Annotated in this window: 37 protein-coding genes; 1 reads left to right on the top strand and 36 read right to left on the bottom strand. The window is 59.7% G+C overall.

All coding sequences use genetic code 11. The features are described from left to right. From AC1MHZ_RS19060 to AC1MHZ_RS19040, 5 genes are all read right to left on the bottom strand, one after another. Entirely contained in the window at positions 1–657 is a 657-nt protein-coding gene (locus AC1MHZ_RS19060) for a formate dehydrogenase subunit gamma (protein ID WP_084857344.1), read from the bottom strand. Further along, positions 654–1,604 (bottom strand): formate dehydrogenase subunit beta, encoded by a 951-nt coding sequence (gene fdxH / locus AC1MHZ_RS19055; RefSeq protein WP_084857342.1) that lies wholly within the window; start codon positions 1,602–1,604, stop codon positions 654–656. Before fdxH ends, AC1MHZ_RS19060 begins: the two co-directional genes overlap by 4 nt. After that, positions 1,605–4,673: a formate dehydrogenase-N subunit alpha gene (gene fdnG, locus AC1MHZ_RS19050; RefSeq protein WP_482966788.1), complete on the bottom strand. Its 3,069-nt coding sequence runs from the start codon at positions 4,671–4,673 to the stop codon at positions 1,605–1,607. 269 nt (positions 4,674–4,942) lie between these two features. Continuing rightward, entirely contained in the window at positions 4,943–5,482 is a 540-nt protein-coding gene (locus AC1MHZ_RS19045; protein ID WP_196145403.1) for a single-stranded DNA-binding protein, read from the bottom strand. Positions 5,483–5,491: 9 nt separating this feature from the next. Further along, positions 5,492–6,886 (bottom strand): MFS transporter, encoded by a 1,395-nt coding sequence (locus AC1MHZ_RS19040; protein WP_084857334.1) that lies wholly within the window; start codon positions 6,884–6,886, stop codon positions 5,492–5,494. Between the two features lie 129 nt (positions 6,887–7,015). Between AC1MHZ_RS19040 and uvrA the strand changes: the two genes are divergently transcribed. Next, positions 7,016–9,850 carry an excinuclease ABC subunit UvrA gene (gene uvrA / locus AC1MHZ_RS19035; protein ID WP_084857332.1) on the top strand — a complete coding sequence of 945 codons (2,835 nt, stop codon included), beginning with the start codon at positions 7,016–7,018 and terminating at the stop codon, positions 9,848–9,850. A 119-nt stretch (positions 9,851–9,969) separates the two neighbouring features. Here uvrA and bfr read toward each other — a convergent pair whose 3' ends face one another. From bfr to AC1MHZ_RS18880, 31 genes are all read right to left on the bottom strand, one after another. Further along, positions 9,970–10,434: a bacterioferritin gene (gene bfr / locus AC1MHZ_RS19030; RefSeq protein ID WP_084857331.1), complete on the bottom strand. Its 465-nt coding sequence runs from the start codon at positions 10,432–10,434 to the stop codon at positions 9,970–9,972. A gap of 162 nt (positions 10,435–10,596) precedes the next feature. Next, entirely contained in the window at positions 10,597–12,036 is a 1,440-nt protein-coding gene (locus tag AC1MHZ_RS19025; protein ID WP_482966787.1) for a catalase, read from the bottom strand. Between the two features lie 171 nt (positions 12,037–12,207). Next, a complete protein-coding gene (gene rplQ / locus AC1MHZ_RS19020; RefSeq protein ID WP_043210290.1) occupies positions 12,208–12,594 on the bottom strand; it encodes a 50S ribosomal protein L17 in 387 nt (128 codons plus the stop codon). A gap of 42 nt (positions 12,595–12,636) precedes the next feature. After that, a complete protein-coding gene (locus AC1MHZ_RS19015) occupies positions 12,637–13,638 on the bottom strand; it encodes a DNA-directed RNA polymerase subunit alpha (RefSeq protein WP_003255452.1) in 1,002 nt (333 codons plus the stop codon). 22 nt (positions 13,639–13,660) lie between these two features. After that, positions 13,661–14,281 carry a 30S ribosomal protein S4 gene (gene rpsD / locus AC1MHZ_RS19010; protein WP_084857327.1) on the bottom strand — a complete coding sequence of 207 codons (621 nt, stop codon included), beginning with the start codon at positions 14,279–14,281 and terminating at the stop codon, positions 13,661–13,663. Between the two features lie 15 nt (positions 14,282–14,296). Beyond that, complete coding sequence (rpsK, locus tag AC1MHZ_RS19005; protein ID WP_003255454.1) at positions 14,297–14,686, bottom strand: 30S ribosomal protein S11; 390 nt, start codon at positions 14,684–14,686, stop codon at positions 14,297–14,299. 18 nt (positions 14,687–14,704) lie between these two features. Continuing rightward, the gene (gene rpsM, locus AC1MHZ_RS19000) at positions 14,705–15,061 is read right to left on the bottom strand and encodes a 30S ribosomal protein S13 (protein ID WP_084857325.1); all 357 of its coding nucleotides are present in this window, start codon (positions 15,059–15,061) and stop codon (positions 14,705–14,707) included. 131 nt (positions 15,062–15,192) lie between these two features. Further along, the gene (rpmJ, locus tag AC1MHZ_RS18995) at positions 15,193–15,309 is read right to left on the bottom strand and encodes a 50S ribosomal protein L36 (protein WP_011531897.1); all 117 of its coding nucleotides are present in this window, start codon (positions 15,307–15,309) and stop codon (positions 15,193–15,195) included. Positions 15,310–15,338: 29 nt separating this feature from the next. After that, on the bottom strand, positions 15,339–16,670 hold the full coding sequence (gene secY, locus AC1MHZ_RS18990) for a preprotein translocase subunit SecY (protein ID WP_084857323.1): 1,332 nt from the start codon (positions 16,668–16,670) through the stop codon (positions 15,339–15,341). Then, positions 16,671–17,105, bottom strand: coding sequence for a 50S ribosomal protein L15 (gene rplO / locus AC1MHZ_RS18985; protein ID WP_084857322.1), 435 nt, complete (start codon positions 17,103–17,105; stop codon positions 16,671–16,673). A 3-nt stretch (positions 17,106–17,108) separates the two neighbouring features. Continuing rightward, entirely contained in the window at positions 17,109–17,285 is a 177-nt protein-coding gene (rpmD, locus tag AC1MHZ_RS18980) for a 50S ribosomal protein L30 (RefSeq protein WP_028690238.1), read from the bottom strand. A 2-nt stretch (positions 17,286–17,287) separates the two neighbouring features. Then, positions 17,288–17,788 (bottom strand): 30S ribosomal protein S5, encoded by a 501-nt coding sequence (gene rpsE / locus AC1MHZ_RS18975; protein WP_023382626.1) that lies wholly within the window; start codon positions 17,786–17,788, stop codon positions 17,288–17,290. Positions 17,789–17,791: 3 nt separating this feature from the next. Beyond that, the gene (rplR, locus tag AC1MHZ_RS18970) at positions 17,792–18,142 is read right to left on the bottom strand and encodes a 50S ribosomal protein L18 (protein WP_009397496.1); all 351 of its coding nucleotides are present in this window, start codon (positions 18,140–18,142) and stop codon (positions 17,792–17,794) included. Positions 18,143–18,152: 10 nt separating this feature from the next. Continuing rightward, a complete protein-coding gene (gene rplF, locus AC1MHZ_RS18965) occupies positions 18,153–18,686 on the bottom strand; it encodes a 50S ribosomal protein L6 (protein ID WP_084857320.1) in 534 nt (177 codons plus the stop codon). 12 nt (positions 18,687–18,698) lie between these two features. Further along, on the bottom strand, positions 18,699–19,091 hold the full coding sequence (gene rpsH, locus AC1MHZ_RS18960; protein ID WP_084857318.1) for a 30S ribosomal protein S8: 393 nt from the start codon (positions 19,089–19,091) through the stop codon (positions 18,699–18,701). A gap of 205 nt (positions 19,092–19,296) precedes the next feature. After that, positions 19,297–19,602 carry a 30S ribosomal protein S14 gene (gene rpsN, locus AC1MHZ_RS18955; RefSeq protein ID WP_013970638.1) on the bottom strand — a complete coding sequence of 102 codons (306 nt, stop codon included), beginning with the start codon at positions 19,600–19,602 and terminating at the stop codon, positions 19,297–19,299. 13 nt (positions 19,603–19,615) lie between these two features. Further along, the gene (gene rplE / locus AC1MHZ_RS18950) at positions 19,616–20,155 is read right to left on the bottom strand and encodes a 50S ribosomal protein L5 (protein ID WP_084857317.1); all 540 of its coding nucleotides are present in this window, start codon (positions 20,153–20,155) and stop codon (positions 19,616–19,618) included. 20 nt (positions 20,156–20,175) lie between these two features. Next, positions 20,176–20,490: a 50S ribosomal protein L24 gene (gene rplX, locus AC1MHZ_RS18945; protein WP_013970637.1), complete on the bottom strand. Its 315-nt coding sequence runs from the start codon at positions 20,488–20,490 to the stop codon at positions 20,176–20,178. A gap of 11 nt (positions 20,491–20,501) precedes the next feature. Continuing rightward, positions 20,502–20,870, bottom strand: coding sequence for a 50S ribosomal protein L14 (rplN, locus tag AC1MHZ_RS18940; RefSeq protein WP_008089810.1), 369 nt, complete (start codon positions 20,868–20,870; stop codon positions 20,502–20,504). 23 nt (positions 20,871–20,893) lie between these two features. Next, entirely contained in the window at positions 20,894–21,160 is a 267-nt protein-coding gene (gene rpsQ, locus AC1MHZ_RS18935) for a 30S ribosomal protein S17 (RefSeq protein WP_084857315.1), read from the bottom strand. A 2-nt stretch (positions 21,161–21,162) separates the two neighbouring features. Continuing rightward, a complete protein-coding gene (rpmC, locus tag AC1MHZ_RS18930) occupies positions 21,163–21,354 on the bottom strand; it encodes a 50S ribosomal protein L29 (protein WP_002555481.1) in 192 nt (63 codons plus the stop codon). Beyond that, on the bottom strand, positions 21,354–21,767 hold the full coding sequence (gene rplP / locus AC1MHZ_RS18925; protein WP_009397508.1) for a 50S ribosomal protein L16: 414 nt from the start codon (positions 21,765–21,767) through the stop codon (positions 21,354–21,356). The genes rpmC and rplP overlap by 1 nt, the downstream gene beginning before the upstream one ends. Before the next feature lie 12 nt (positions 21,768–21,779). After that, positions 21,780–22,466 carry a 30S ribosomal protein S3 gene (gene rpsC, locus AC1MHZ_RS18920; protein ID WP_003255481.1) on the bottom strand — a complete coding sequence of 229 codons (687 nt, stop codon included), beginning with the start codon at positions 22,464–22,466 and terminating at the stop codon, positions 21,780–21,782. A 13-nt stretch (positions 22,467–22,479) separates the two neighbouring features. Next, positions 22,480–22,812, bottom strand: a complete 333-nt coding sequence (rplV, locus tag AC1MHZ_RS18915; protein WP_003103908.1) for a 50S ribosomal protein L22 — start codon at positions 22,810–22,812, stop codon at positions 22,480–22,482. Positions 22,813–22,823: 11 nt separating this feature from the next. Then, a complete protein-coding gene (gene rpsS / locus AC1MHZ_RS18910; protein WP_010486981.1) occupies positions 22,824–23,099 on the bottom strand; it encodes a 30S ribosomal protein S19 in 276 nt (91 codons plus the stop codon). A 16-nt stretch (positions 23,100–23,115) separates the two neighbouring features. Next, a complete protein-coding gene (gene rplB, locus AC1MHZ_RS18905; protein ID WP_084857313.1) occupies positions 23,116–23,940 on the bottom strand; it encodes a 50S ribosomal protein L2 in 825 nt (274 codons plus the stop codon). Positions 23,941–23,954: 14 nt separating this feature from the next. Beyond that, positions 23,955–24,254: a 50S ribosomal protein L23 gene (gene rplW / locus AC1MHZ_RS18900; protein WP_003255484.1), complete on the bottom strand. Its 300-nt coding sequence runs from the start codon at positions 24,252–24,254 to the stop codon at positions 23,955–23,957. After that, positions 24,251–24,853 (bottom strand): 50S ribosomal protein L4, encoded by a 603-nt coding sequence (gene rplD / locus AC1MHZ_RS18895; protein ID WP_043210315.1) that lies wholly within the window; start codon positions 24,851–24,853, stop codon positions 24,251–24,253. Before rplD ends, rplW begins: the two co-directional genes overlap by 4 nt. Positions 24,854–24,865: 12 nt before the next feature. Further along, positions 24,866–25,501: a 50S ribosomal protein L3 gene (gene rplC / locus AC1MHZ_RS18890; RefSeq protein WP_043210317.1), complete on the bottom strand. Its 636-nt coding sequence runs from the start codon at positions 25,499–25,501 to the stop codon at positions 24,866–24,868. 80 nt (positions 25,502–25,581) lie between these two features. After that, positions 25,582–25,893 carry a 30S ribosomal protein S10 gene (gene rpsJ / locus AC1MHZ_RS18885; RefSeq protein ID WP_003186070.1) on the bottom strand — a complete coding sequence of 104 codons (312 nt, stop codon included), beginning with the start codon at positions 25,891–25,893 and terminating at the stop codon, positions 25,582–25,584. A gap of 141 nt (positions 25,894–26,034) precedes the next feature. Then, positions 26,035–26,232, bottom strand: a 198-nt coding sequence (locus tag AC1MHZ_RS18880) for an EF-Tu C-terminal domain-related protein (protein ID WP_455752439.1), incomplete at its 5' end; no start/stop codon positions are given.

Raw genomic sequence — 26,232 nt, 5'->3', positions numbered from 1 at the left:
TCATCCTTCTTTTCTACCCGGGCTTGGCGGGGCCTTGTCGCCCGTCACGTCCCGGTACCACAGTTCATGATGCTTGCGCGCCCAGGCGCGGCTCACCGTGCCATGCAGCATCGCACCCACCGAGCCCTTGATCCAGATACCGGCGTAGATGTGCACGATGATGCTGAGGATCAGCACGAATGCCGCCAGGGCGTGCAGCAAGGTGGCCAGGCGAATGGCGCCGATGTCGAAGTACTGGCTGAACCAGGCTCGCCAGATCACCACGCCACTGACCAGCAACACGAGCATGCACAACAGCAGGGTCCAGAACAGCAGCTTCTGCCCGGCGTTGTACTTGCCGATCGGTGGCACGCCCTCTTCCTTGTTCAGCATCACCCGGTCGATACGGCGTAGCCACAGGCGGTCGTTGGCCGAGATGTAGTTGGCGCGCCAGAAACGCAGCACCAGGCCGAGGAAGAACACGAACATCGCCACCCCGAGGAACGGATGCAGGATGCGTGTCCACGGCCCGCCGCCAAACAGGTGGCTGAGCCAGAACAGTGCCGGATGGAACAGCGCCAGCCCCGACAACCCGGCCATCACGAACAGGATCGCGACGATCCAGTGGTTGCTTCGCTCGTTGGCGTTGTAGCGCACGATAGGTTTGTGGTCGCTCATGGCCGTGGCTCCCCTTGTCCACCGGGCTTGGTCGGGTCATAGACATGGACCGACGGGTCCACTTGGTGCACGCCGTCTTCGCCCGTGGTCGGATGTTCCTGCTCCTCGACCCGCTGTGGGCCGACCCGCACATAGTGGAAGAACCCGGCCAGCACCGCCGCGCCCATGGCCAGCAGCGCCAATGGCTTGCTGATGCCCTTCCACAACCCCACCAGGGGGCTGATTACCGGCTGGTCTGGCAAGCCGGCGTACAACTTGGGCGTATCGGCATGGTGCAACACGTACATCACGTGGGTGCCGCCGACGCCGTCCGGGTCGTACAACCCGGCGTTGTCGTAGCCACGGGACTTGAGGTCGACGATGCGCTCGGCGGCATGCACCTTCATTTCGTCCTTGCTGCCGAAGACGATCGCCCCGGTCGGGCAAGTCTTCACACAGGCCGGCTCCAGGCCCACGGCCACGCGGTCGGAACACAGGCTGCACTTGTAGGCTTTGTGGTCCTTCTGCGAGATGCGCGGGATGTTGAACGGGCAACCGGTGATGCAATAGCCGCAGCCGATGCAATGGTCCTGGTTGAAGTCGACGATGCCGTTGGCGTGCTTGATGATCGCCCCCGGGCTCGGGCACGCCTTCAGGCAACCAGGTTCGGCGCAATGCATGCAGCCATCCTTGCGGATCAGCCACTCCAGGTTGCCATCGTCGCGCTCGTGCTCGGTGAAGCGCATCAGGGTCCAGGTGTCGGCAGTCAGGTCCTGGGGATTGTCGTAGGTGCCATGGTTGTGGCCGACCTCGTCACGCAGTTCGTTCCACTCCGAACACGCCACCTGGCAGGCCTTGCAACCGATGCACTTGGTGGTGTCGATCAGCTTGGCCACTTCTTGCTGTTGGCGTACCGAAGGCGGTACGGTCGTGGTGGCCGAGCGGGCGATGATGTCTTGCTGGGCCATTTAGATTTTCTCCACGTTGACGAGGAACGACTTGGACTCCGGCGTCTGGGTGTTGCCATCGCCCAGGAATGGCACCAGGGTGTTGGTCAGGTAGCCATGCCGGGTGATGCCGGTAAAGCCCCAGTGCAACGGGATACCCACGTGGTGCACGGTCTGGTTGTTGACCTTCAGCGGACGGATCCGCTTGGTCACCACCGCCACCGCCTCGATATGCCCTCGCTTGGAGCTCACCCGCACCCGATCGCCCGCCTTGATGCCCTTCTCATTCGCCAGCACCTCACCGATCTCGACGAACTGCTCAGGTTGGGCAATGGCGTTGAGACGGCAATGCTTGCTCCAGAAGTGGAAGTGCTCGGTCAGCCGGTAGGTGGTTGCCGCATAGGGGAACTCGTCGGCCTTGCCGAGGGTATCCCACACCGAGTCGAAGACCCGCCCGGCCGGGTTGCTGGTGGCCTTCTTGTTCTGCGGGTTCAGCGGGTTGATGCCGATGGGCGTCTCGAACGGCTCGTAGTGTTCGGGGAACGGCCCCTCGGCCATCTTGTCGATGGCGAAGAACCGCGCCACACCTTCGGGGTTCATGATGAACGGGTTCATCCCGGCTTCCGGCGGCGAGTCGACCTTGAAGTCCGGCACGTCGGTACCGGTCCAGGCCTTGCCGTTCCACCACACCAGGCGCTTCTTCTCCGGCTCCCAGGGTTTGCCCTGCGGGTCGCTGGAGGCACGGTTGTAGAGGATGCGCCGGTTGGCAGGCCACGCCCAAGCCCAGTTCTGCACCTGATGCATGCCGTAAGGGTCGCTGTTGTCGCGCCGGGCCATCTGGTTGCCCTGCTCGGTCCAGCAACCCGAGAAGATCCAGCAACCGGACGCGGTGCTGCCATCGTCTTTAAGCTGGCCGAAGCCGGAGAGCTGCTGGCCTGCCTTGAGGGTGGTACCGGCAGCATCGACCTGGTCGGTGATCGCCCAGCCGTTCATTTCCTTGGCCAGCTCCTCCGGGGAAGGCTCTTCAGGAATCTTGTACGGCCAGCTGATATTGAGCATCGGGTCGGGGTAGGCACCGCCCTCGGCCTTGTAGCGATGGCGCAGGCGCAGGAACAGCTCGCTCATGATCTGTACGTCGGTGCGGGTCTCGCCCGGGCCGTCGGCGCCCTTCCAGTGCCATTGCAACCAGCGGCTGCTGTTGACCAGCGAGCCATCCTCTTCGGCGAAGCAGGTGGTGGGCAGGCGGAACACCTCGGTCTGGATATTGACCGTGTCGACGTCGTTGAACGGGCCGGCGTTGCGCCAGAACTCAGAGGTTTCGGTGGCCAGCGGGTCCATGATCACCAGCCACTTGAGCTTGGCCAGCGCGGCGGTGACACGGTTCTTGTCCGGCAACGCAGCGATGGGGTTGAAGCCCTGGCACATATAGCCGTTGACCTTGCCCTGCCCCATCATCTCGAACATGCGCAGTACGTCGTAGGAGCCGACATCCAGCTTGGGCAGCCACTCATAGCCCCAGTCGTTCTCTGCGGTGGCGTTGGCGCCATACCAGGCCTTCATCAGGCTGACGTGGAATTTGCCGTAGTTCTGCCAGTAGGACAGCTGCCCTGGGCGCAGCGGTTTGGATGCGCGTTTGTCGATGTACGTGGCGTAGTCCTGCTCGGCATCGCCGGGCAGGGTCAGGTAGCCAGGCAACGAGTTGGACAGCAGCCCCAGGTCGGTCAGGCCCTGGATGTTGGAGTGGCCGCGCAGCGCGTTGACCCCGCCGCCCGGCATGCCGACGTTGCCCAGCAGCAACTGGACCATGGCCGCACTGCGGATGATCTGCGCACCGATCGAGTGCTGCGTCCAGCCGAGCGCATAAAGGATCGTCATGGTCTTGCCCGGTTGCGAGCAGGTGGCGATCTCTTCCCAGATCTTCATCATGGCGTCCTGGGGCATGCCACAGGTCATGCTCGCCACTTCCGGGGTGTAGCGGCTGTAGTGCTGCTTCATCAGTTGGAAGACGCAGCGCGGGTGCTGCAGGGTCGGGTCGACCTTGGCGAAGCCGTCTTCACCGAGCTCATAGCCCCAGCCGGACTTGTCGGCATAGATACGCTTGTCCGCATCGTAGCCGCTGAACAGCCCATCTTCGAAGCCATAGCCTTCGTTGACGATGAACGACACGTCAGTGTAGTTGCGCACGTACTCGTGCTGGATCTTGTCGTTGCTCAGCAGGTAATTGATCAGCCCGCCCATGAAGGCGATGTCGGTACCGGTACGGATCGGCGCATAGTAGTCCGCCACCGAGGCGGTACGCGTGAACCGCGGGTCGACCACGATCAGCCGCGCCTTGTTGTGCGCCTTGGCTTCGGTCACCCACTTGAAGCCGCACGGGTGCGCCTCTGCTGCGTTGCCACCCATCACCAGGACCAGGTTCGCGTTGGCGATATCAGACCAGTGATTGGTCATGGCGCCACGGCCATACGTCGGGGCAAGACTTGCCACCGTCGGGCCGTGTCAGACACGCGCTTGGTTATCGAACCCCAGTACACCCAGCGAACGGACCACCTTGTGCGTCAGATAGCCGGCCTCGCTGGAGGCAGCCGACGCGGCGAGGAAGCCCACGGTAAGCCAACGGTTGACCGTCTGGCCCTGATCGTTCTTCTCGATGAAATTGGCGTCGCGGTCCTTCTTCATCAGGTCGGCGATGCGATCGAGCGCCTCGTCCCAGCTGACCCGGGTCCACTCCTTGCTGCCTGGCTTGCGCACCTCGGGGTACTGCAGGCGGTTGGGGCTGTGGATGAAGTCCAACAGGCCGGCGCCCTTAGGGCACAGGGTGCCACGGTTGACCGGGTGATCCGCATCGCCCTCGATGTGGATGATGTTCTGCTTGACGTTCTTCCCCGCGTCGCCCTGGCTGTACATGATCAGGCCGCAGCCGACCGAGCAGTAGGGGCAGGTGTTGCGGGTCTCTTTGGTGTGCGCCAGCTTGAAGTGGCGCACCTGCTCGGCGAACGCAGGCGTAGGGGCCATGCCCAACGCCGCAAGGCTCGAGCCTCCAAGGCCGACAGCGGCGACCTTGAAGAACTGCCGACGGTTGAGGTCCATCGTGCACTCCTGATCAGGTTCTGGGCGCCTGGAACGTGCCGGCGCCTCTAGGACTCACGGTAGCGGCCATCGGGATGGCCACCAACCTGTAACTCTAGTCAAGAATCAGGAATGTGCGATGACATGGGTCAGGCATGAAGCAATCGCGGGGCAAGCCCGCGCCTACAAGCAACCCCTTGTAGGCGCGGGCTTGCCCCGCGATGGGCTGTGTAACAGCCCCATTACTGCAGATAGCTCAGGACCGGCGTAGTTCGAGGCCCTGGCGCAGGTCAGAACGGAATATCGTCATCAAAGCTGTCGAAGTCGGCCGCTGGCTGCGGTGCTGGCTGCTGCGGCGCGGGGCGTTGCGGGGCTTGCTGCGGACGCGGGGCCTGCTGGCGTGGTGCCTGGTTGTATTGCTGCTGGCCGCCCTGGTTGTAATTGCCGCCACCCTGGTTGTACGGATCACCGCCCTGCTGGTTCTGCGGACGGCCGCCGAGCAACTGCATGGTGCCGTTGATGTCGACGATGATTTCGGTGGTGTAGCGCTTGATGCCGTCTTTTTCCCACTCGCGGGTCTGCAGCTTGCCTTCGATGTAGCACTGCGAACCTTTGCGCAGGTACTCGCCGGCGATCTCGGCGACCTTGCCGAACAAGGCCACGCGGTGCCATTCGGTACGCTCGACCTTCTGGCCGGACTGCTTGTCGGTCCATTGCTCGCTGGTGGCCAGGCTCAGGTTGGTCACGGCGTTACCGTTGGGCAGGTAGCGGACTTCGGGATCCTGACCGCAGGTGCCGACCAGAATGACTTTGTTAACCCCACGGGCCATAACGTTCTCCTAGGCTTCGCACGCCGAAGAGGCTGGGTTCACCAGACGCTCGAGGGTCGCACGGTCCAAAATTTTCGTATCCAGTTTGATATAGATGGCGGCTTCTTCTGCCACCACCACGGCGTCGGTCACACCCGGCACGGCCAACAGTCGCTCGGTCAAGCCGGCTTCCCGGAGACCTTCCGGCGTCAGCGGCATGCGCAGGCTGGTCACGTACGGCGGCTCGTTCATGCTCAAGGCAGTCACCAGCCACACGGCACACAGCCCTGCGCAACCGAGGAACACCATGCCCAGGCCACCGTGCTGGAACAACCAGCCACCGATGATTCCTCCCAGGGCGGCACCCAGGAACTGGCTGGTGGAATAGACCCCCATGGCCGTCCCCTTGCCGCCTGCGGGCGACACTTTGCTCACCAGCGAAGGCAGCGATGCCTCCAGCAGGTTGAATGCCGTAAAGAATACCACGGTGCCGGTCACCAGTCCGCGCAAGTTGTCAGCCCATTGCCAGAAGAACAGCTCGACCACCATCAGCACGCCGACAGCGCCGATCAGCACGCGCTTCATCTTGCGCTTCTTTTCGCCATAGATGATGAACGGGATCATTGCAAAAAATGAGACGAGCAAGGCGGTCAGGTATACCCACCAGTGCTGTTCCTTCGGCAGGCCGCCGCGCTCGACGAAGGCCAGGGGCAACGCAACGAAGCTGGCCATGAGGATGGCATGCAGGACGAAAATGCCCACGTCCAGGCGCAGAAGGTCCGGATGACGCAGGGTCGGGCCCAGGGCCTGGCGCGCCACACCGGACTCGCGGTGCTGCAGGGCCTTGTGGCCGCTGGGCACGACAAAGGCAATGAGGGCGATGCCGACGAGGGCAAGTCCTGCAGTGGCGAGGAACAATCCTGACAAGCCAAAGGCACGGGTCACCAATGGGCCAATAACCATGGCCACGGCGAACGACAGGCCGATGCTCATGCCGATCATGGCCATGGCCTTGGTGCGGTGCTGCTCGCGGGTCAGGTCGGAAAGCAATGCCATGACGGCCGCCGAAATGGCCCCTGCACCTTGCAGGATGCGCCCGGCGATCACACCCCAGATCGAGTCGGCCTGGGCCGCCAGCAGGCTGCCGAGGGCGAACACCACCAGGCCCAGGTAGATCACCGGGCGGCGCCCGATGCGGTCGGAAATCACCCCGAACGGAATCTGCAGCACGGCCTGGGTCAGGCCGTAGGCACCGATGGCCAGGCCGATCAGCGCAGGGGTCGCGCCGGCCAGGTCCATGCCATAGGTCGCCAGCACCGGCAGGACCATGAACATGCCCAGCATACGAAAGGCAAAGACCAGGGCCAGGCCGCTTGCGGCGCGGGTTTCGCTGCCACTCATGCGCTCGTTGTGGGTGTCGTGCATGGAATAACCTCGTGTGAACCGGCGGCGATTCTATCAGTCCGACAGCGTAACAGCATCCACGCGACGCTTTGCCGCGTACTGGCAGCGCGCCTTATACTCCCTTGTTTATGCCCGCCGAGCGAGGCCGCAGTGGACAAGATCCTGATTCGTGGGGCACGCACCCACAACCTGAAGAACATCGACCTGACCCTGCCCCGGGACAAACTGATCGTGATCACCGGCCTGTCCGGTTCCGGCAAGTCGTCCCTGGCGTTCGACACCCTGTACGCCGAGGGACAGCGCCGCTACGTGGAGTCCTTGTCGGCCTATGCCCGGCAGTTCCTGTCCATGATGGAAAAGCCCGACGTCGACACCATCGAAGGCCTGTCGCCGGCCATCTCCATCGAGCAGAAATCCACCTCGCACAACCCCCGCTCCACCGTCGGCACCATCACCGAAATCTACGACTACCTGCGCCTGCTCTACGCCCGCGTCGGCACGCCACGCTGCCCGGACCACGACATCCCGCTGGAGGCGCAAACGATCAGCCAGATGGTCGATCTGGTGCTTGCCCAGCCCGAAGGCAGCAAGCTGATGCTGCTCGCGCCGGTAGTACGTGAACGCAAGGGCGAGCACCTGGCGGTGTTCGACGAACTGCGCGCCCAGGGCTTCGTACGCGCCCGGGTCAACGGCAAGTTGTACGAGCTCGACGAACTGCCCAAGCTGGACAAGCAGAAGAAGCACAGCATCGATGTGGTGGTGGACCGCTTCAAGGTCCGCGAAGACTTGCAGCAGCGATTGGCCGAGTCCTTCGAGACCGCGCTGAAATTGGCCGATGGCATCGCCTTGGTAGCGCCGATGGACGACGAGGCCGGTGAAGAGATGATCTTCTCCGCCCGTTTCGCCTGCCCGGTGTGCGGCCATGCCATCAGCGAACTCGAGCCTAAGCTGTTCTCCTTCAACAACCCGGCCGGTGCCTGCCCGACCTGCGACGGCCTGGGCGTGAAGCAGTTCTTCGACACCAAGCGCCTGGTCAACAACGAGCTGACCCTGGCCGAGGGCGCCATACGCGGTTGGGACCGGCGCAACGTCTATTACTTCCAGATGCTCGGCTCCCTGGCCTCGCACTATGGCTTCAGCCTGGAGCTGCCGTTCGGCGAGCTGTCGGCCGAACACCAGAAGGTGATCCTGCACGGCAGCGGCAAACAGAGCGTCGATTTCAAGTACCTCAACGACCGTGGCGACATCGTCAAGCGTTCGCACCCCTTCGAGGGCATCGTGCCCAATCTGGAGCGACGCTACCGCGAGACCGAATCCGCCACTGTGCGCGAGGAGCTGGCCAAGTACCTCGGTACCCAGCCCTGCCCGGACTGCCGCGGCACCCGCCTGCGTCGCGAAGCGCGTCACGTCTGGGTAGGCGAGAAAACCCTGCCGGCGGTCACCAACCTGCCGATCGGCGAAGCCAGCGATTATTTCAGCGACCTGACCCTGACCGGCCGACGCGGCGAGATCGCGGCGAAAATCCTCAAGGAGATCTGCGAGCGCCTGCAATTCCTGGTCAATGTCGGCCTGGACTACCTGACGCTGGACCGCAGCGCCGAGACCTTGTCCGGCGGCGAAGCCCAGCGCATCCGCCTGGCCAGCCAGATTGGCGCCGGCCTGGTGGGCGTCATGTACATTCTCGACGAACCGTCCATTGGCCTGCACCAGCGGGACAACGACCGCTTGCTGGCGACCCTGAACCACCTGCGCGACCTGGGCAACACGGTGATCGTGGTGGAACACGACGAGGACGCCATTCGCCTGGCCGACTACGTGGTCGACATTGGCCCGGGGGCAGGTGTGCACGGCGGCCAGATCGTCGCCGAGGGATCGCCGGAAGAGGTGATGGCCCACCCCGACTCGCTGACCGGCAAGTACCTCTCCGGGCGCAAGAAGATCGTCGTGCCGGCCAAGCGAACCCCACGTAACAAGAAGCTCGCGCTCAAGCTCAAGGGCGCCCGTGGCAACAACCTGCAGAACGTTGACCTGGAAGTGCCGATTGGCCTGCTTACGTGCGTCACGGGTGTTTCCGGCTCGGGCAAATCGACCCTGATCAACAATACCCTGTTCCCCCTGGCCGCCACCGCGCTCAATGGGGCCAGCAGCCTGGAGGCCGCGCCGCACAACAGCCTGGATGGCCTGCAGCACCTGGATAAGGTCGTCGACATCGACCAGAGCCCGATCGGCCGCACACCGCGCTCCAACCCGGCAACCTACACCGGCATCTTCACCCCGATCCGCGAACTGTTCGCCGGCGTGCCGGAGTCGCGCGCACGGGGCTACGGCCCGGGGCGTTTCTCCTTCAACGTCAAGGGTGGGCGCTGCGAGGCGTGCCAGGGCGATGGCCTGATCAAGGTGGAGATGCATTTCCTGCCGGACATCTACGTACCGTGCGATGTGTGCAAGAGCAAGCGCTACAATCGCGAGACCCTGGAGATCAAGTACAAGGGCAAGAACATCCATGAAGTGCTGGAAATGACCATCGAGGATGCCCGGGCATTCTTCGACGCGGTACCAGCCCTGGCGCGCAAGCTGCAGACGCTGATGGACGTGGGCCTGTCCTATATCAAGCTGGGGCAGTCGGCCACGACACTGTCAGGCGGCGAGGCGCAGCGGGTCAAGTTGTCTCGCGAACTGTCCAAGCGCGATACCGGCAAGACGCTGTATATCCTCGATGAGCCGACTACCGGCCTGCATTTCGCCGATATCCAGCAACTGCTGGATGTACTGCATCGCCTGCGCGACCACGGCAATACCGTGGTGGTGATCGAGCATAACCTGGACGTGATCAAGACGGCCGACTGGCTGGTGGACCTGGGGCCGGAAGGTGGTTCCAAAGGCGGCCAGATCATTGCCTGTGGCACCCCGGAGGAATTGGCCGAGATGAAGCAGTCCTATACCGGACATTACCTCAAGCCGTTGCTGGAGCGGGATCGGGCCTGAGGCACCGGGGCGCTTTGCGCCCCTTTCACAGCAAGAGGCCGCTCCTGCAAGACCGCACATTGCGCTGTCCTGTAGGAGCGGCCTTGTGCCGCGAAAGGGCTGCAGAGCAGCCCCGGCTTTTACATCTGCGATTGCAGGTAGTTCTCCAGGCCGATCGCCTTGATCAACCCCTGCTGCTTCTCCAGCCAGTAGGTGTGGTCTTCCTCAGTATCGGCCAACTGCGCACGCAGGATATCGCGGCTGACGTAGTCCTTGTGCAATTCGCATAACTCGATGCCTTTGCACAATGCCGCACGCACCTTGTACTCGAGCTTGAGGTCGGCCTCGATCATCTCGGGCACGGTGCTGCCCACTTCCAGATCATCGGCGCGCATGTCCGGCGTGCCTTCGAGCATTAGGATGCGGCGCATCAGGGCGTCGGCGTGCTGGGTCTCTTCTTCCATCTCGTGGTTGATACGTTCGTAGAGCTTGGACAGGCCCCAGTCTTCGTACATGCGCGAATGGATGAAGTATTGATCGCGTGCTGCCAGTTCGCCCTTCAGCAACGTGACGAGGTAGTTGATTACGTCCGGGTGACCTTGCATCGCCCTGCTTCTCCCTGTGAATACGTCAATGCCAATAGTGTGAACCAGCTTTGCCTCGCGGTCACGGAGAAAGGCGCAATTAGAAGCAAAAAATCGGTTAAACAGTAGTGATATTCATTGAAAAACCGCCCAAATGAGGGCGGTTCTTCTTATCACTTCGACTTAGGCAAGCTTCACGCCCAGCGCCTTGGCGACACCTTCGCCATAGGCCGGGTCAGCCTTGAAGAAGTACTGCAGCTGGCGTTGCATCACATCCATGCTGACCCCCGCCATCGCGGCGGCGATATTGCTGATGAGCAAGGCCTGCTGCTCGGCGTTCATCAGCCGGAACAACGCACCGGCGTGGCTGAAGTAGTCATTGTCCTCGCGATGATCGTAGCGATCGGCAGCACCTTGCAGGGCGAGGGCTGGCTCGGCATGGCGCGGCGACTGCTTGGGCGCGTCGCTGTAGCTGTTTGGCTCGTAGTTCGGGGCGCTGCCATAGGTGCCGGACGCCATCGCGCCATCGCGCTGATAGCTGTGCACCGGGCAGCGTGGGGCATTCACCGGCAACTGCTGGTGATTGGTGCCGACACGGTAGCGGTGGGCGTCAGCGTAGGCGAATACTCGACCTTGCAGCATCCGGTCCGGCGACAGGCCAACACCCGGTACCATGTTGCTCGGGCCGAAGGCCGCCTGCTCGACTTCGGCGAAGTAGTTGAGCGGGTTGCGGTTGAGCTCCAACACACCGACCTCAATCAGCGGGTACTCCTTCTGCGACCAGGTCTTGGTCACGTCGAAGGGGTTCTCCGCACGGCCAGCGGCTTCGGCCTCGCTCATCACCTGGATGCACACGGTCCAACGCGGGTAGTCGCCACGCTCGATGGCCTCGAACAGATCGCGCTGGGCGTAGTCCGGGTCGGTACCTGCCAGACGGGCCGCTTCAGCGGGTGCGAGGTTCTTGATGCCCTGCTGGGTCTTGAAGTGCCATTTGACCCAGGTGCGCTCCCCCTTGGCGTTGATCAGGCTGTAGGTGTGGCTGCCAAAGCCGTGCATATGCCGATAGCCATCCGGGATGCCACGGTCGGAGAACAGAATCGTGACCTGGTGCAGCGCCTCAGGAGAATGGGACCAGAAATCCCACATCATCTGGGCGTTCTTCAGGTTGGACTGCGGGTGGCGCTTCTGGGTATGGATGAAGTCTGGGAACTTGAGCGGATCGCGGATGAAGAACACCGGTGTGTTGTTGCCCACGATGTCCCAGTTGCCTTCCTCGGTGTAGAACTTGACTGCGAAACCGCGCGGGTCACGCTCGGTATCGGCCGAGCCTCGCTCGCCACCGACTGTGGAGAAACGCAGGAAGGTCTCGGTTTGCTTGCCGATGGTGTCGAACAGCTTGGCGCTGGTGTACTGGGAGATGTCATGGGTAACGGTGAAGGTGCCATAGGCGCCCGAACCCTTGGCATGCACCCGGCGCTCAGGAATGTTCTCACGGTTGAAATGGGCGAGCTTCTCGATCAGATGGAAGTCGTCGAGCAGCAGCGGGCCACGTGGGCCTGCCGAACGGGAGTTCTGGTTGTCGGCTACTGGGGCACCGCTGGCGGTGGTGAGAATCTTGCTCATGGGCTCTCCTTATCAGTCTAGGGCTACCGCTGTATCGGCGTGCTGACAAGTATGGTCGAGCCTGGTTACAACAACTAATTCATTGAATTAGTAGAATCGATAGAAAATACCAATTCACACAAGCACAAAAAACCGGGCACTAGGCCCGGTTTCTTGTAGCAGACAGACGTCTTACTCGGCAGCTTCTACAGCACCACCGACCGGACGATCAACCAGCTCGACGTACGCCATAGGCGCGTTGTCGCCAGCGCGGAAACCGCACTTCAGGATACGCAGGTAGCCGCCCTGACGGGTGGCGTAGCGCTTGCCCAGGTCGTTGAACAGCTTGCCGACGGCAGCTTTCGAACGGGTACGGTCGAAAGCCAGGCGACGGTTAGCGACGCTGTCTTCCTTGGCCAGGGTGATCAGCGGCTCGGCAACGCGGCGCAGTTCCTTGGCTTTCGGCAGGGTGGTTTTGATCAGCTCGTGCTCGATCAGCGACACAGCCATGTTCTGGAACATAGCCTTGCGGTGAGAGCTGGTACGGCTCAGGTGACGTCCACTTTTACGATGACGCATGATTCATTCCTTACCAAACACTACGTTCGGTGATTACGACGATCAGGCGGTCGCCTTGTCGTCTTTCTTAAGACTTGCAGGCGGCCAGTTGTCGAGGCGCATGCCGAGAGACAGACCACGGGAGGCCAGGACGTCCTTGATTTCAGTCAGGGACTTCTTGCCCAGGTTCGGAGTCTTCAACAGCTCTACTTCGGTACGCTGAATCAGGTCGCCGATGTAGTAGATGTTCTCCGCCTTGAGGCAGTTGGCCGAACGTACGGTCAGTTCCAGATCGTCAACCGGACGCAGCAGGATCGGATCGATCTCGTCTTCCTGCTCGACTACAACAGGCTCGCTGTCACCTTTGAGGTCGACGAACGCGGCCAGCTGCTGCTGCAGGATGGTCGCGGCACGACGGATGGCCTCTTCAGGGTCCAGGGTACCGTTGGTTTCCAGGTCGATGACCAGCTTGTCCAGGTTGGTACGCTGTTCAACACGGGCGTTCTCGACCACGTAGGCGATACGACGCACCGGGCTGAACGAAGCGTCCAACTGCAGACGGCCGATGCTGCGGCTTTCGTCTTCGTCGGTTTGACGGGAGTCGGCCGGCTCGTAACCGCGACCACGAGCTACGGTGAGCTTCATGTTCAGGGCGCCGTTGGACGCCAGGTTCGCGATTACGTGATCGGGATTGACGATCTCGACATCGTGATCCAGCTGAATATCGGCAGCGGTAACCACCCCCGAACCCTTTTTCGACAAGGTCAGCGTAACTTCGTCACGACCGTGCAGCTTGATGGCCAGGCCTTTGAGGTTCAACAGGATTTCAATGACGTCTTCCTGTACACCTTCGATCGCGGAGTACTCATGGAGTACGCCGTCGATCTCGGCCTCGACTACTGCACAGCCAGGCATGGAGGACAACAGGATGCGACGCAGCGCGTTGCCCAGGGTATGGCCGAAGCCACGCTCGAGAGGCTCGAGCGTGATCTTGGCGCGGGTCGGACTGACAACCTGCACATCAATGTGGCGGGGTGTCAGGAACTCATTTACCGAAATCTGCATGGATGCACCTATTTTCTAGCCCTTACTTGGAGTAGAGCTCGACAATCAGGTTTTCGTTGATGTCGGCGGACAGGTCGCTGCGAGCAGGAACGTTCTTGAAAACGCCCGACTTCTTGGCAGCATCCACGTCAACCCACTCAACGCGGCCACGCTGGGCGCACAGTTCAAGGGCTTGAACAATGCGCAGCTGGTTCTGCGACTTCTCGCGAACCGCGACCACGTCACCCGGACGAACTTGGTAGGATGGAATGTTTACGGTCTTGCCGTTGACGCTGATTGCCTTGTGCGAAACCAGCTGGCGCGATTCCGAACGAGTGGAACCGAAGCCCATACGGTAGACGACGTTGTCCAGACGGCACTCGAGCAGTTGCAGCAGGTTTTCACCGGTAGCACCCTTCTTCGAGGCTGCCAGCTGGTAGTAACCGCGGAACTGACGCTCCAGGACACCGTAGATACGACGAACTTTTTGCTTCTCGCGCAGCTGGGTACCGTAGTCGGACTGACGGCCACGGCGCTGGCCGTGGATACCTGGGGCTGCTTCGATGTTGCACTTCGATTCCAGAGCGCGAACGCCGCTCTTCAGGAACAGATCGGTGCCTTCACGACGAGACAGTTTGCATTTTGGACCAATGTAACGTGCCATTTATCTGTCTCCTGATTACACGCGACGCTTCTTCGGCGGACGGCACCCGTTGTGCGGGATTGGCGTCACGTCGGTGATGCTGGCGATCTTGTAGCCGCAGCTGTTCAGTGCACGAACGGCGGACTCACGACCTGGACCTGGGCCCTTGACGTTGACGTCGAGGTTCTTCAGGCCATATTCCAGCGCAGCTTGACCAGCACGCTCAGCAGCGATCTGGGCTGCGAACGGGGTGGATTTGCGCGAACCACGGAAACCCGAACCACCGGAGGTCGCCCAGGACAAAGCGTTGCCCTGACGGTCGGTGATGGTCACGATGGTGTTGTTGAAAGACGCATGGATGTGGGCGATGCCATCAACCACTGTCTTTTTGACTTTTTTACGAGGACGAGCAGCAGGTTTTGCCATGTCTATATTCCTGGGCGATTACTTGCGGATCGGCTTACGCGGGCCCTTACGGGTGCGTGCGTTGGTCTTGGTGCGCTGACCGCGAACCGGCAGACCTTTACGATGACGCAGGCCGCGGTAGCAACCCAGGTCCATCAAGCGTTTGATCTTCATGTTGATGTCACGACGCAGATCACCTTCGGTGGTGATCTTCGCGACTTCGCCACGCAGGGTTTCGATTTGCTCGTCGCTCAGATCCTTGATCTTAGCGGCTGGGTTTACACCAGCGTCTGCACAGATCTTCTGTGCAGTAGTGCGACCGACACCATAGATGTAGGTCAGCGAGATAACAGTGTGCTTGTTATCTGGAATGTTGACGCCTGCAATACGGGCCATTCAGTGGGACTCCAATTGACAGCTACCTACGCCCCGGAAGCCAAGAAATAGGGCGCGAGATAATATCGCTGTAGAAACGAATAATCAACCCAGCAGCACACTAGCTGCTGGGTTTGAAGCGCGGATCACACTCAGCCTTGGCGCTGCTTGTGACGCGGTTCCGCGCTGCAGATCACGCGAACGATACCTTCGCGACGAATGATCTTGCAGTTGCGGCACAGCTTTTTCACCGATGCACGAACTTTCATTACCGACTCCTCGAACCTTAGGGGGTCTATCAGCGCAGCAGGCCGCTGCCACCGTAGCCTTTCAGGTTGGCTTTCTTCATCAGGGATTCGTACTGGTGCGAAACGAGGTGCGATTGTACTTGGGACATGAAGTCCATCACAACCACTACCACAATCAGCAACGAGGTCCCGCCAAGGTAGAACGGCACGTTTGCTGCCACCACCAGGAACTGGGGCAGAAGGCAGACGGCCATCATGTAAAGAGCACCGAACATGGTCAGACGGGTCAGAACGCCATCAATATAGCGTGCCGACTGCTCACCAGGACGGATACCCGGAATAAAGGCACCGGACTTCTTCAGGTTTTCCGCTACGTCTTTCGGGTTGAACATCAGCGCTGTATAGAAGAAGCAGAAGAAAATGATCCCTGCACTAAACAGCAAAATGTTCAACGGCTGACCAGGAGCGATCGACTGCGAGATGTCCTGTAGCCAGCCCATACCCTCGGACTGACCGAACCAGGCACCCAGCGAAGCCGGGAACAGCAGAATGCTGCTGGCGAAAATGGCCGGGATAACCCCTGCCATGTTCACCTTGAGCGGCAAGTGGCTGGTCTGCGCGGCAAAGACCTTGCGGCCCTGCTGACGCTTGGCGTAGTGAACGGCGATACGACGCTGACCACGCTCGATGAACACCACGAAGCCGATAATCGCTACTGCAAGCAAACCGATAGCGACCAGGGCGAAAATGTTGATATCGCCTGTACGTGCAGACTCGAAAGACTGCCCGATTGCTCTCGGAAGACCGGCAACGATACCTGCGAAGATCAACATCGAGATACCGTTGCCCACACCGCGCTCGGTGATCTGCTCGCCCAGCCACATCATGAACATCGCGCCGGCCACGAAAGTGGCAACGGCGACAACATGGAAGCCCAGGCCAACAGAAAACGCCACGCCCTGGTTGGCCAGGCCAATGGACATGCCAATGGCTTGAACCAGTGCCAGGATAACGGTGCCGTAGCGGGTGTACTGGCTGATCTTGCGACGGCCAGCTTCACCTTCCTTCTTCAACTGCTCCAGTTGCGGGCTGACCGCGGTCATGAGCTGCATGATGATCGACGCCGAAATGTACGGCATGATCCCCAGCGCAAAAATGCTCATGCGCTCCAGCGCGCCACCGGAAAACATGTTGAACAAGCTAAGAATGGTCCCCTCATTCTGCCGAAACAGATCCGCCAGACGGTCCGGGTTGATGCCAGGCACCGGGATATGCGCGCCGATCCGATAGACGATGATCGCCATGAACAGAAAGCGCAGACGAGCCCAGAGTTCCGACATCCCGCCCTTTCCGAGCGAAGAGAGAGCACCTTGCTTAGCCATTTATTCCTCGAACTTGCCGCCAGCTGCTTCGATAGCCGCACGCGCACCCTTGGTGGCTGCGATACCCTTGATGGTGACTGCGCGAGTGACTTCGCCCGACAGCATGATTTTCACGCGCTGTACGTGCTGGCCGATCACGTTGGCATCCTTCAGGGATTGCACGGAGATCACGTCGCCTTCCACCTTGGCCAGCTCGGACAGACGCACTTCGGCGCGGTCCATGGCTTTCAGGGAAACGAAGCCGAACTTCGGCAGACGACGGTGCAGCGGCTGTTGACCGCCTTCGAAGCCCGGAGCGATCGAACCACCGGAACGGGAGGTCTGACCTTTGTGGCCGCGGCCACCGGTCTTGCCCAAACCGCTACCGATACCACGACCCGGACGATGCTTCTCGCGACGGGAACCCGGCGCTGGACTCAGATCATTGAGTTTCATCGATTAACCCTCGACCTTCAGCATGTAGTAAGCCTTGTTGATCATCCCGCGGTTTTCGGGAGTATCCTGGACTTCTACAGTGTGACCGATGCGACGCAGACCCAGGCCTTTAACGCACAGTTTGTGGTTAGGCAGACGGCCGGCGGTGCTTTTGATCAGCGTTACTTTTACAGTTGCCATGATCAGATGATCTCCTCAACGCTCTTGCCGCGCTTGGCAGCAATGGACTCAGGAGATTGCATGGCTTTCAGACCCTTGAAGGTGGCGTAAACCACGTTCACTGGGTTGGTCGAACCGTAGCACTTGGCCAGAACGTTCTGGACACCAGCAACTTCCAGGACAGCACGCATTGCGCCGCCGGCGATGATACCGGTACCTTCCGAGGCAGGCTGCATGTAGACCTTCGAGGCGCCGTGGGCGGCCTTGGTGGCGTACTGCAGGGTGGTGCCCTTCAGGTCGACTTGAATCATGTTGCGACGGGCAGCTTCCATGGCTTTCTGGATCGCGGCAGGTACTTCGCGCGATTTGCCACGGCCGAAACCAACACGGCCCTTGCCGTCACCTACCACGGTCAGCGCGGTGAAGGTGAAGATACGGCCGCCTTTAACGGTTTTAGCTACGCGGTTAACTTGAACCAGCTTCTCGATGTAGCCTTCGTCGCGCTTTTGATCGTTATTTGCCATAACTTAGAACTCCAGCCCGCCTTCACGAGCAGCATCAGCCAGCGCCTTGACGCGGCCGTGGTACTTGAAGCCGGAACGGTCAAAGGCAACTTGAGATACACCGGCGGCTTTCGCACGCTCAGCTACCAGCTTGCCAACCTTAGTGGCCGCGTCGATGTTGCCGGTGGCGCCATCACGCAGTTCTTTGTCCAAGGTCGAGGCGCTTGCCAGAACCTTGCTGCCGTCGGCCGAAATGACCTGGGCGTAGATGTGCTGCGAGGAGCGGAACACGCACAGACGCACGACTTCGAGTTCGTGCATTTTCAGGCGTGCTTTGCGAGCGCGACGCAGTCGAGTAACTTTTTTGTCGGTCATTTGCTAGGCCCTACTTCTTCTTGGCTTCTTTACGACGGACTACTTCGTCCGCGTAACGCACACCCTTGCCTTTGTAAGGCTCTGGCGGACGGAAGTCGCGGATTTCAGCGGCCACCTGACCAACCAGCTGCTTGTCGATACCCTTGATCAGGATGTCGGTCTGGCTGGGAGTTTCAGCGGTGATGCCGGCTGGCAGTTCGTAGTCCACTGGGTGCGAGAAGCCCAGAGCCAGGTTCAGGACGCTGCCCTTGGCCTGTGCCTTGTAACCAACACCGACCAGCTGGAGCTTGCGCTCGAAGCCTTGGCTTACGCCCTGGACCATGTTGTTCACCAGGGCACGGGTAGTACCGGCCATGGCGCGAGCTTGCTGGTCACCGTTGCGAGCGGCGAAACGCAGCTCACCAGCTTCCTGGGTGATTTCAACAGACGAGTGAACGTTCAGTTCGAGAGTGCCCTTGGCACCCTTCACCGAAAGCTGCTGGCCGGCGAATTTGACTTCGACGCCGGAAGGCAGCTTAACGGGGTTCTTAGCGACGCGAGACATGCCTATCTCCCCTTAGAACACTGTGCACAGAACTTCGCCGCCAACACCGGCAGCGCGCGCAGCGCGATCAGTCATCACACCTTTGTTGGTGGAGACAATAGACACGCCCAGGCCGCCACGTACTTTCGGCAGGTCTGCGACGGACTTGTACTGGCGCAGGCCTGGACGGCTGGAGCGCTTCAGTTCCTCGATGACCGGACGGCCTTCGAAGTACTTCAGTTCGATCGACAGGGAGGGTTTGGCTTCGCCACTGACCTGGTAGCCAGCGATGTAACCTTCGTCCTTCAGAACTTTGGCAACCGCGACCTTCAGGGTGGAGGAAGGCATGCTTACGACGGACTTTTCAGCCATCTGGGCATTACGGATGCGAGTTAGCATGTCCGCTAACGGGTCCTGCATACTCATGGGCTAGATGCTCCTGATACAAGAATTATTAGCCTTGCGGCTATCACAACCACCCGAGCGGGCAGGGTAAAAAACCCGGGCTCAGGTGAGCCGGTCATTCTAGACACAAGACAGAAACGAAACAAGCCCCATAAGGGGCTTGTTTGTTGGCGAGGTCACCGACGGTCGGAAGATTGCTCCCCTTCCGTCGGGACTACACCTGCGATTACCAGGAGGCCTTGACCAGACCTGGTACGTCACCGCGCATTGCAGCTTGACGCAGCATGTTACGGCCCAGGCCGAACTTACGGTATACACCGTGAGGACGGCCGGTCAGGCGGCAACGGTTACGCAGGCGCGAGGCGCTAGCGTCACGTGGCTGCTTCTGCAGAGCGACTACGGCAGCGAAACGCTCTTCAGGAGAAGCGTTCAGGTTGACGATGGTCGCCTTCAGCTCAGCGCGCTTCTTAGCGTACTTGGCTACCGTGAGCTGACGCTTCAGCTCGCGGTTTTTCATGCTCTTCTTGGCCATTTTCCTACTCCAATCAGTTGCGGAACGGGAATTTGAAAGCACGCAGCAGAGCGCGGCCTTCGTCATCCGTACGAGCAGTGGTGGTCAGGGTGATGTCCAGACCGCGCAGAGCATCGATCTTGTCGTAGTCGATTTCCGGGAAGATGATCTGCTCTTTCACGCCCATGCTGTAGTTGCCACGACCATCGAAGGACTTGGCATTCAGGCCGCGGAAGTCGCGAACCCGAGGCAGGGAGATCGCCAGCAGGCGGTCCAGGAATTCGTACATACGATCGCGGCGCAGGGTTACCTTGACGCCGATCGGCCAACCTTCACGAACCTTGAAACCCGCAATCGACTTGCGAGCGAAAGTCACGACCGGCTTTTGACCGGTGATCTTTTCCAGGTCGGCAACGGCGTTCTCGATGACCTTCTTGTCACCGACCGCTTCGCCCAGACCCATGTTCAGGGTGATCTTGGTTACGCGAGGAACTTCCATCACGTTCGCGAGCTTAAGTTCTTCCTTAAGCTTGGGAGCGATTTCGTTCCGGTAAATCTCTTTCAGTCGTGCCATTGTCTTCTACCTAGCAGTGTTCAAGCATCAACCGCTTTCTGGGTCGACTTGAAGACACGAATTTTCTTGCCGTCTTCAACCTTGAAGCCAACGCGGTCAGCCTTGTTGGTTTCACCATTGAAAATGGCAACGTTGGAAGCGTGCAGAGGCGCTTCTTTTTCGACGATACCGCCCTGGACGCCCGCCATCGGGTTAGGCTTGGTATGACGCTTGACCAGGTTGACACCGCCAACAACCAGACGGTTGTCAGCGAGCACCTTCAGCACCTTACCGCGCTTACCTTTGTCCTTGCCGGCGATCACGATGATCTCGTCGTCACGACGAATCTTTTGCATGTCGGATCTCCTTAGAGCACTTCAGGGGCGAGCGAGACGATCTTCATGAACTTCTCGGTACGAAGTTCACGGGTCACTGGCCCGAAGATGCGAGTGCCGATCGGCTCTTGCTTGGTGTTCAGCAGAACAGCAGCGTTGCCGTCGAAACGAATGATGGAACCGTCAGCGCGACGTACACCGTGACGGGTACGGACGACAACAGCAGTCATCACCTGGCCTTTTTTGACCTTACCGCGAGGAATGGCTTCCTTGACGGTAACTTTGATGATGTCACCGATACCGGCGTAACGGCGGTGGGAACCGCCGAGCACCTTGATGCACATGACGCGACGAGCGCCGCTGTTATCGGCCACATCGAGCATGGATTGAGTCTGAATCATAAAATTTCTCCGACCCTTCGCCCTTAGACTTCAACAGCGCGTTCGAGGACTTCAACCAGTGCCCAGGACTTGGTCTTGGCCAGCGGACGGGTTTCGCGGATGGAAACCTTGTCGCCGATCTTGCACTGGTTGGTCTCGTCGTGCGCGTGCAGCTTAGTCGAACGCTTAACGTATTTACCGTAGATCGGGTGCTTGACGCGACGCTCGATCAGAACGGTGATGGTCTTGTCCATTTTGTCGCTGACGACACGGCCAGTCAGCGTACGGACGGTTTTTTCAGCTTCAGCCATGATCACTTACCTGCCTGCTGGTTGAGCACAGTTTTCACGCGAGCGATGTCACGCTTAACTTGCGAGAGCAGGTGCGACTGCCCCAACTGGCCAGTTGCCTTCTGCATACGCAGATTGAACTGGTCGCGCAGCAAGCCGAGCAGTTGCTCGTTCAGCTGCTGTGCCGATTTTTCACGAAGTTCATTCGCTTTCATCACATCACCGTCCGCTTAACAAAGGAGGTGGCGAGTGGCAGCTTTGCAGCAGCCAGGGCGAAGGCCTCGCGCGCCAGCTCTTCAGAAACACCCTCGATCTCGTACAGGACCTTGCCTGGCTGGATCTGGGCAACCCAGTACTCAACGGAACCCTTACCTTTACCCATACGAACCTCGAGAGGCTTCTTGGTAACCGGCTTGTCCGGGAATACACGGATCCAGATCTTGCCGCCACGTTTTACGTGACGGGTCAGGGCACGACGTGCCGACTCGATCTGACGGGCGGTGAGACGACCGCGAGCAACAGCCTTCAGGGCGAATTCGCCGAAGCTGACCTTGCTACCGCGCAGTGCCAGACCACGGTTGTGGCCGGTCATCTGCTTGCGGAATTTTGTACGCTTTGGTTGCAACATTTGGCGTACCCCTTACTTAGCAGCTTTTTTACGAGGCGCTGGTGCTTGCGGCTTCAGCTCTTCCTGGCGACCACCAATCACTTCGCCTTTGAAGATCCAAACCTTCACACCGATCACACCGTAGGTGGTGTGAGCTTCGTAGGTGTTGTAGTCGATATCGGCACGCAGGGTGTGCAGGGGCACACGACCTTCGCGATACCACTCGGTACGTGCGATCTCGGCACCGCCGAGACGACCGCTCACCTGGATCTTGATGCCTTTGGCACCAATACGCATGGCGTTCTGTACGGCGCGCTTCATGGCGCGACGGAACATTACGCGGCGCTCCAGCTGCTGGGCTACGCTCTGGGCAACCAGCATAGCGTCGAGTTCCGGCTTGCGGATCTCTTCGATGTTGATGTGCACAGGCACACCCATCTGCTTGGTCAGGTCCTGACGCAGCTTCTCAACGTCCTCACCTTTCTTACCGATAACGATACCGGGACGAGCGGTGTGGATGGTGATGCGTGCAGTTTGAGCCGGACGATGAATATCGATACGGCTTACGGACGCGCTTTTTAGTTTGTCCTGGAGGTACTCACGCGTTTTCAGATCCTTCAACAGGTAATCTGCGTAAGTAGCGCCGTCTGCATACCAGACGGAGGTGTGCTCCTTGACGATTCCCAGGCGAATGCCAGTGGGATGTACTTTCTGACCCATCTGATCGACTCCGTTACTTGTCCGCAACCTTGACAGTGATATGGCAAGACCGCTTGACGATGCGATCAGCGCGGCCTTTGGCACGCGGCATGATGCGCTTCAGCGAACGCCCTTCGTTGACGAAGACGGTGGAGACCTTCAGGTCATCAACGTCTGCGCCTTCGTTGTGTTCGGCGTTGGCAACGGCCGACTCGAGGACTTTCTTCATGATTTCAGCGGCTTTTTTGCTGCTGAAGGCCAACAGGTTGAGCGCTTCGCCCACCTTCTTCCCGCGGATCTGGTCGGCGACCAAGCGGGCTTTCTGGGCGGAGATTCGAGCGCCCGACAACTTAGCGGCTACTTCCATTTCCTTACCCCTTAACGCTTGGCTTTCTTGTCAGCCACGTGCCCGCGATAGGTGCGGGTACCGGCGAACTCGCCCAGTTTGTGGCCGACCATGTCTTCGTTCACGAGAACGGGGACATGCTGGCGACCGTTGTGTACCGCGATGGTCAGACCGACCATTTGTGGCAGGATCATCGAACGGCGCGACCAGGTTTTAACTGGCTTGCGATCGTTCTTCTCCACCGCCACTTCGATCTTCTTCAGAAGGTGAAGATCGATAAAAGGACCTTTTTTCAGAGAACGTGGCACTGTCGTATCCCTCTAGTTACTTGCGACGACGGACGATCATGTTGTCGGTACGCTTATTACCACGGGTCTTCGCACCCTTGGTCGGGAAGCCCCATGGCGATACCGGATGACGACCACCGGAGGTACGACCTTCACCACCACCATGTGGGTGGTCAACCGGGTTCATGGCAACACCACGAACGGTTGGGCGAACGCCGCGCCAGCGTTTAGCACCTGCTTTACCCAGCGAACGCAGGCTGTGCTCGGAGTTCGAGACTTCGCCCAGCGTCGCACGGCACTCAGCCAGTACTTTACGCATTTCACCAGAGCGCAGACGCAGGGTCACGTAAGCGCCTTCACGAGCGATCAGCTGAGCCGAGGCGCCAGCGGAACGAGCGATCTGTGCACCCTTGCCCGGCTTCAGTTCGATGCCGTGAATGGTGCTACCTACTGGGATGTTGCGCAGTTGCAGGGTGTTACCGGCCTTGATTGGGGCCAGGGCACCTGCGATCAGCTGGTCGCCGGCAACAACGCCTTTAGGGGCGATGATGTAACGACGCTCGCCGTCTGCGTAGCACAGCAGGGCGATGTGAGCAGTACGGTTCGGGTCGTATTCGATACGCTCGACAGTGGCAGGGATGCCATCTTTGTCGTTGCGACGGAAGTCGACCAGACGGTAATGCTGCTTATGACCACCACCAACGTGACGAGTGGTGATGCGGCCATTGTTGTTACGACCACCAGACTTCGATTTCTTCTCGATCAGCGGTGCGTGAGGAGCGCCTTTGTGCAGCTCCTTGTTGACCACCTTGACCACGAAACGGCGGCCAGGGGAAGTCGGTTTGCATTTAACGATTGCCATGATGCACCCCTTCCTTACTCAGCACTGCTGCTGAAATCGAGATCTTGGCCTGGCTGAAGGGAGACGATCGCCTTCTTCCAGTCATTACGCTTGCCCAGACCACGTGCGGTACGCTTGGTTTTACCCAGGACGTTGACGGTCGACACGTTTTCAACTTTTACGTTGAACAGGCCTTCGACAGCTTTCTTGATTTCCAGCTTGGTTGCATCGGTAGCAACCTTGAATACGAACTGGCCTTTCTTCTCAGCCAGAACGGTAGCCTTCTCGGAAACGTGCGGGCCAAGGAGGACTTTAAATACGCGTTCCTGGTTCATCCCAGCAGCTCCTCGAATTTCTTCACGGCCGAGACAGTGATCAACACTTTCTCGTATGCGATCAGACTGACCGGATCGGAACCCTGAACGTCACGTACGTCGACGTGCGGCAGGTTACGAGCAGCCAGGTACAGGTTCTGATCAACGGCGTCGGAAACGATCAGTACGTCGTTCAGACCCATGCCGTTCAGCTTGTTCAGCAGGTCCTTGGTCTTCGGGGCTTCGACTGCGAAGTCCTGAACTACGACCAGGCGCTCGCTACGTACCAGCTCGGAGAGGATGGAGCGCAGAGCTGCGCGGTACATCTTCTTGTTGAGCTTCTGCGAGTGATCCTGAGGACGAGCTGCGAAGGTGACACCACCGCCGCGCCAGATCGGGCCACGAGTGGTACCGGCACGAGCACGGCCGGTGCCCTTCTGACGCCATGGGCGCTTACCGCCACCAGCCACGTCGGAACGGGTCTTCTGCTGCTTGGTGCCCTGACGGCCGCCGGCCATGTAGGCCACGACTGCTTGGTGTACCAGCGTCTCGTTGAATTCGCCACCGAAAGTCAGTTCGGAAACTTCGATCGCCTGAGCGTCATTTACATTGAGTTGCATGTCAGTTTCCCCTTAACCGCGAGCCTTGACAGCTGGACGCACAACCACGTCGCCGCCAGTAGCGCCTGGAACGGCACCCTTGACCAGCAGCAGGTTGCGTTCTGCGTCTACGCGTACTACTTCCAGGGACTGAACAGTCACGCGCTCGGCGCCCATGTGACCGGACATCTTCTTGCCCTTGAATACACGACCAGGAGTCTGGCACTGGCCGATGGAGCCAGGGACACGGTGCGATACGGAGTTACCGTGGGTGTTGTCCTGACCACGGAAGTTCCAACGCTTGATGGTACCGGCGAAGCCTTTACCTTTGGACTGACCGGTTACGTCTACCAGCTGGCCTGCAGTGAAGAGTTCAGCTTTGATCAGATCGCCAGCCTGGAAATCGCCTTCTTCAAGACGGAACTCCCAAACACCGCGACCAGCGGCAACGTTAGCCTTGGCGAAGTGACCTGCCTGAGCGGCAGTCACGCGCGAAGCACGACGCTCGCCGACAGTGACTTGCACTGCACGGTAGCCATCGGTTTCTTCAGTTTTGAACTGGGTGACGCGATTCGGCTCGATCTCGATGACCGTGACCGGAATGGAGACACCTTCTTCGGTGAAAATGCGGGTCATGCCGCACTTACGACCGACTACACCAATAGTCATGTTGTAAACCTCATGAGTGTACGGGGCTTTCACCCGCTATGGCCGCCCATTTCAGAGCGTTACACGACCAGACCGAAGTCTTAGCCGAGGCTGATCTGTACTTCCACGCCTGCCGCGAGATCAAGCTTCATCAGCGCGTCAACGGTTTTATCCGTCGGCTGGACGATGTCCAGAACACGCTTATGAGTGCGAATCTCGTACTGGTCACGCGCGTCTTTGTTGACGTGCGGGGAAACCAGAACGGTGAAACGCTCTTTGCGGGTTGGCAGTGGAATTGGACCACGCACTTGTGCACCAGTACGTTTCGCGGTTTCCACGATTTCCTGGGTGGATTGGTCGATCAGGCGATGGTCAAAAGCCTTCAACCTGATACGGATTTGCTGATTTTGCATTGGATTTCAGACTCCAGGCTGTTCCCATCGGGCGCACTACGCCCGTTAAAAGGAGGCGTGATTCTATAGACGCCCCCATTTAGTGTCAACCCAATAAAAAAAGCCCCCGCTGAGCGGGGGCTTTTTCAATCGACCGAGTGATTACTCGATGATTTTGGCTACGACGCCGGCGCCGACGGTACGACCGCCTTCACGGATAGCGAAGCGCAGACCGTCTTCCATTGCGATGGTCTTGATCAGGGTGACAGTCATCTGGATGTTATCACCTGGCATTACCATTTCAACGCCTTCCGGCAGTTCGCAGTTACCGGTCACGTCAGTGGTACGGAAGTAGAACTG

The sequence above is a fragment of the Pseudomonas sp. FA-1 genome, assembly GCF_056856075.1.
Note: the sequence above shows the minus strand (reverse complement) of the source record. Positions and strands in the feature narration are given on the sequence as shown.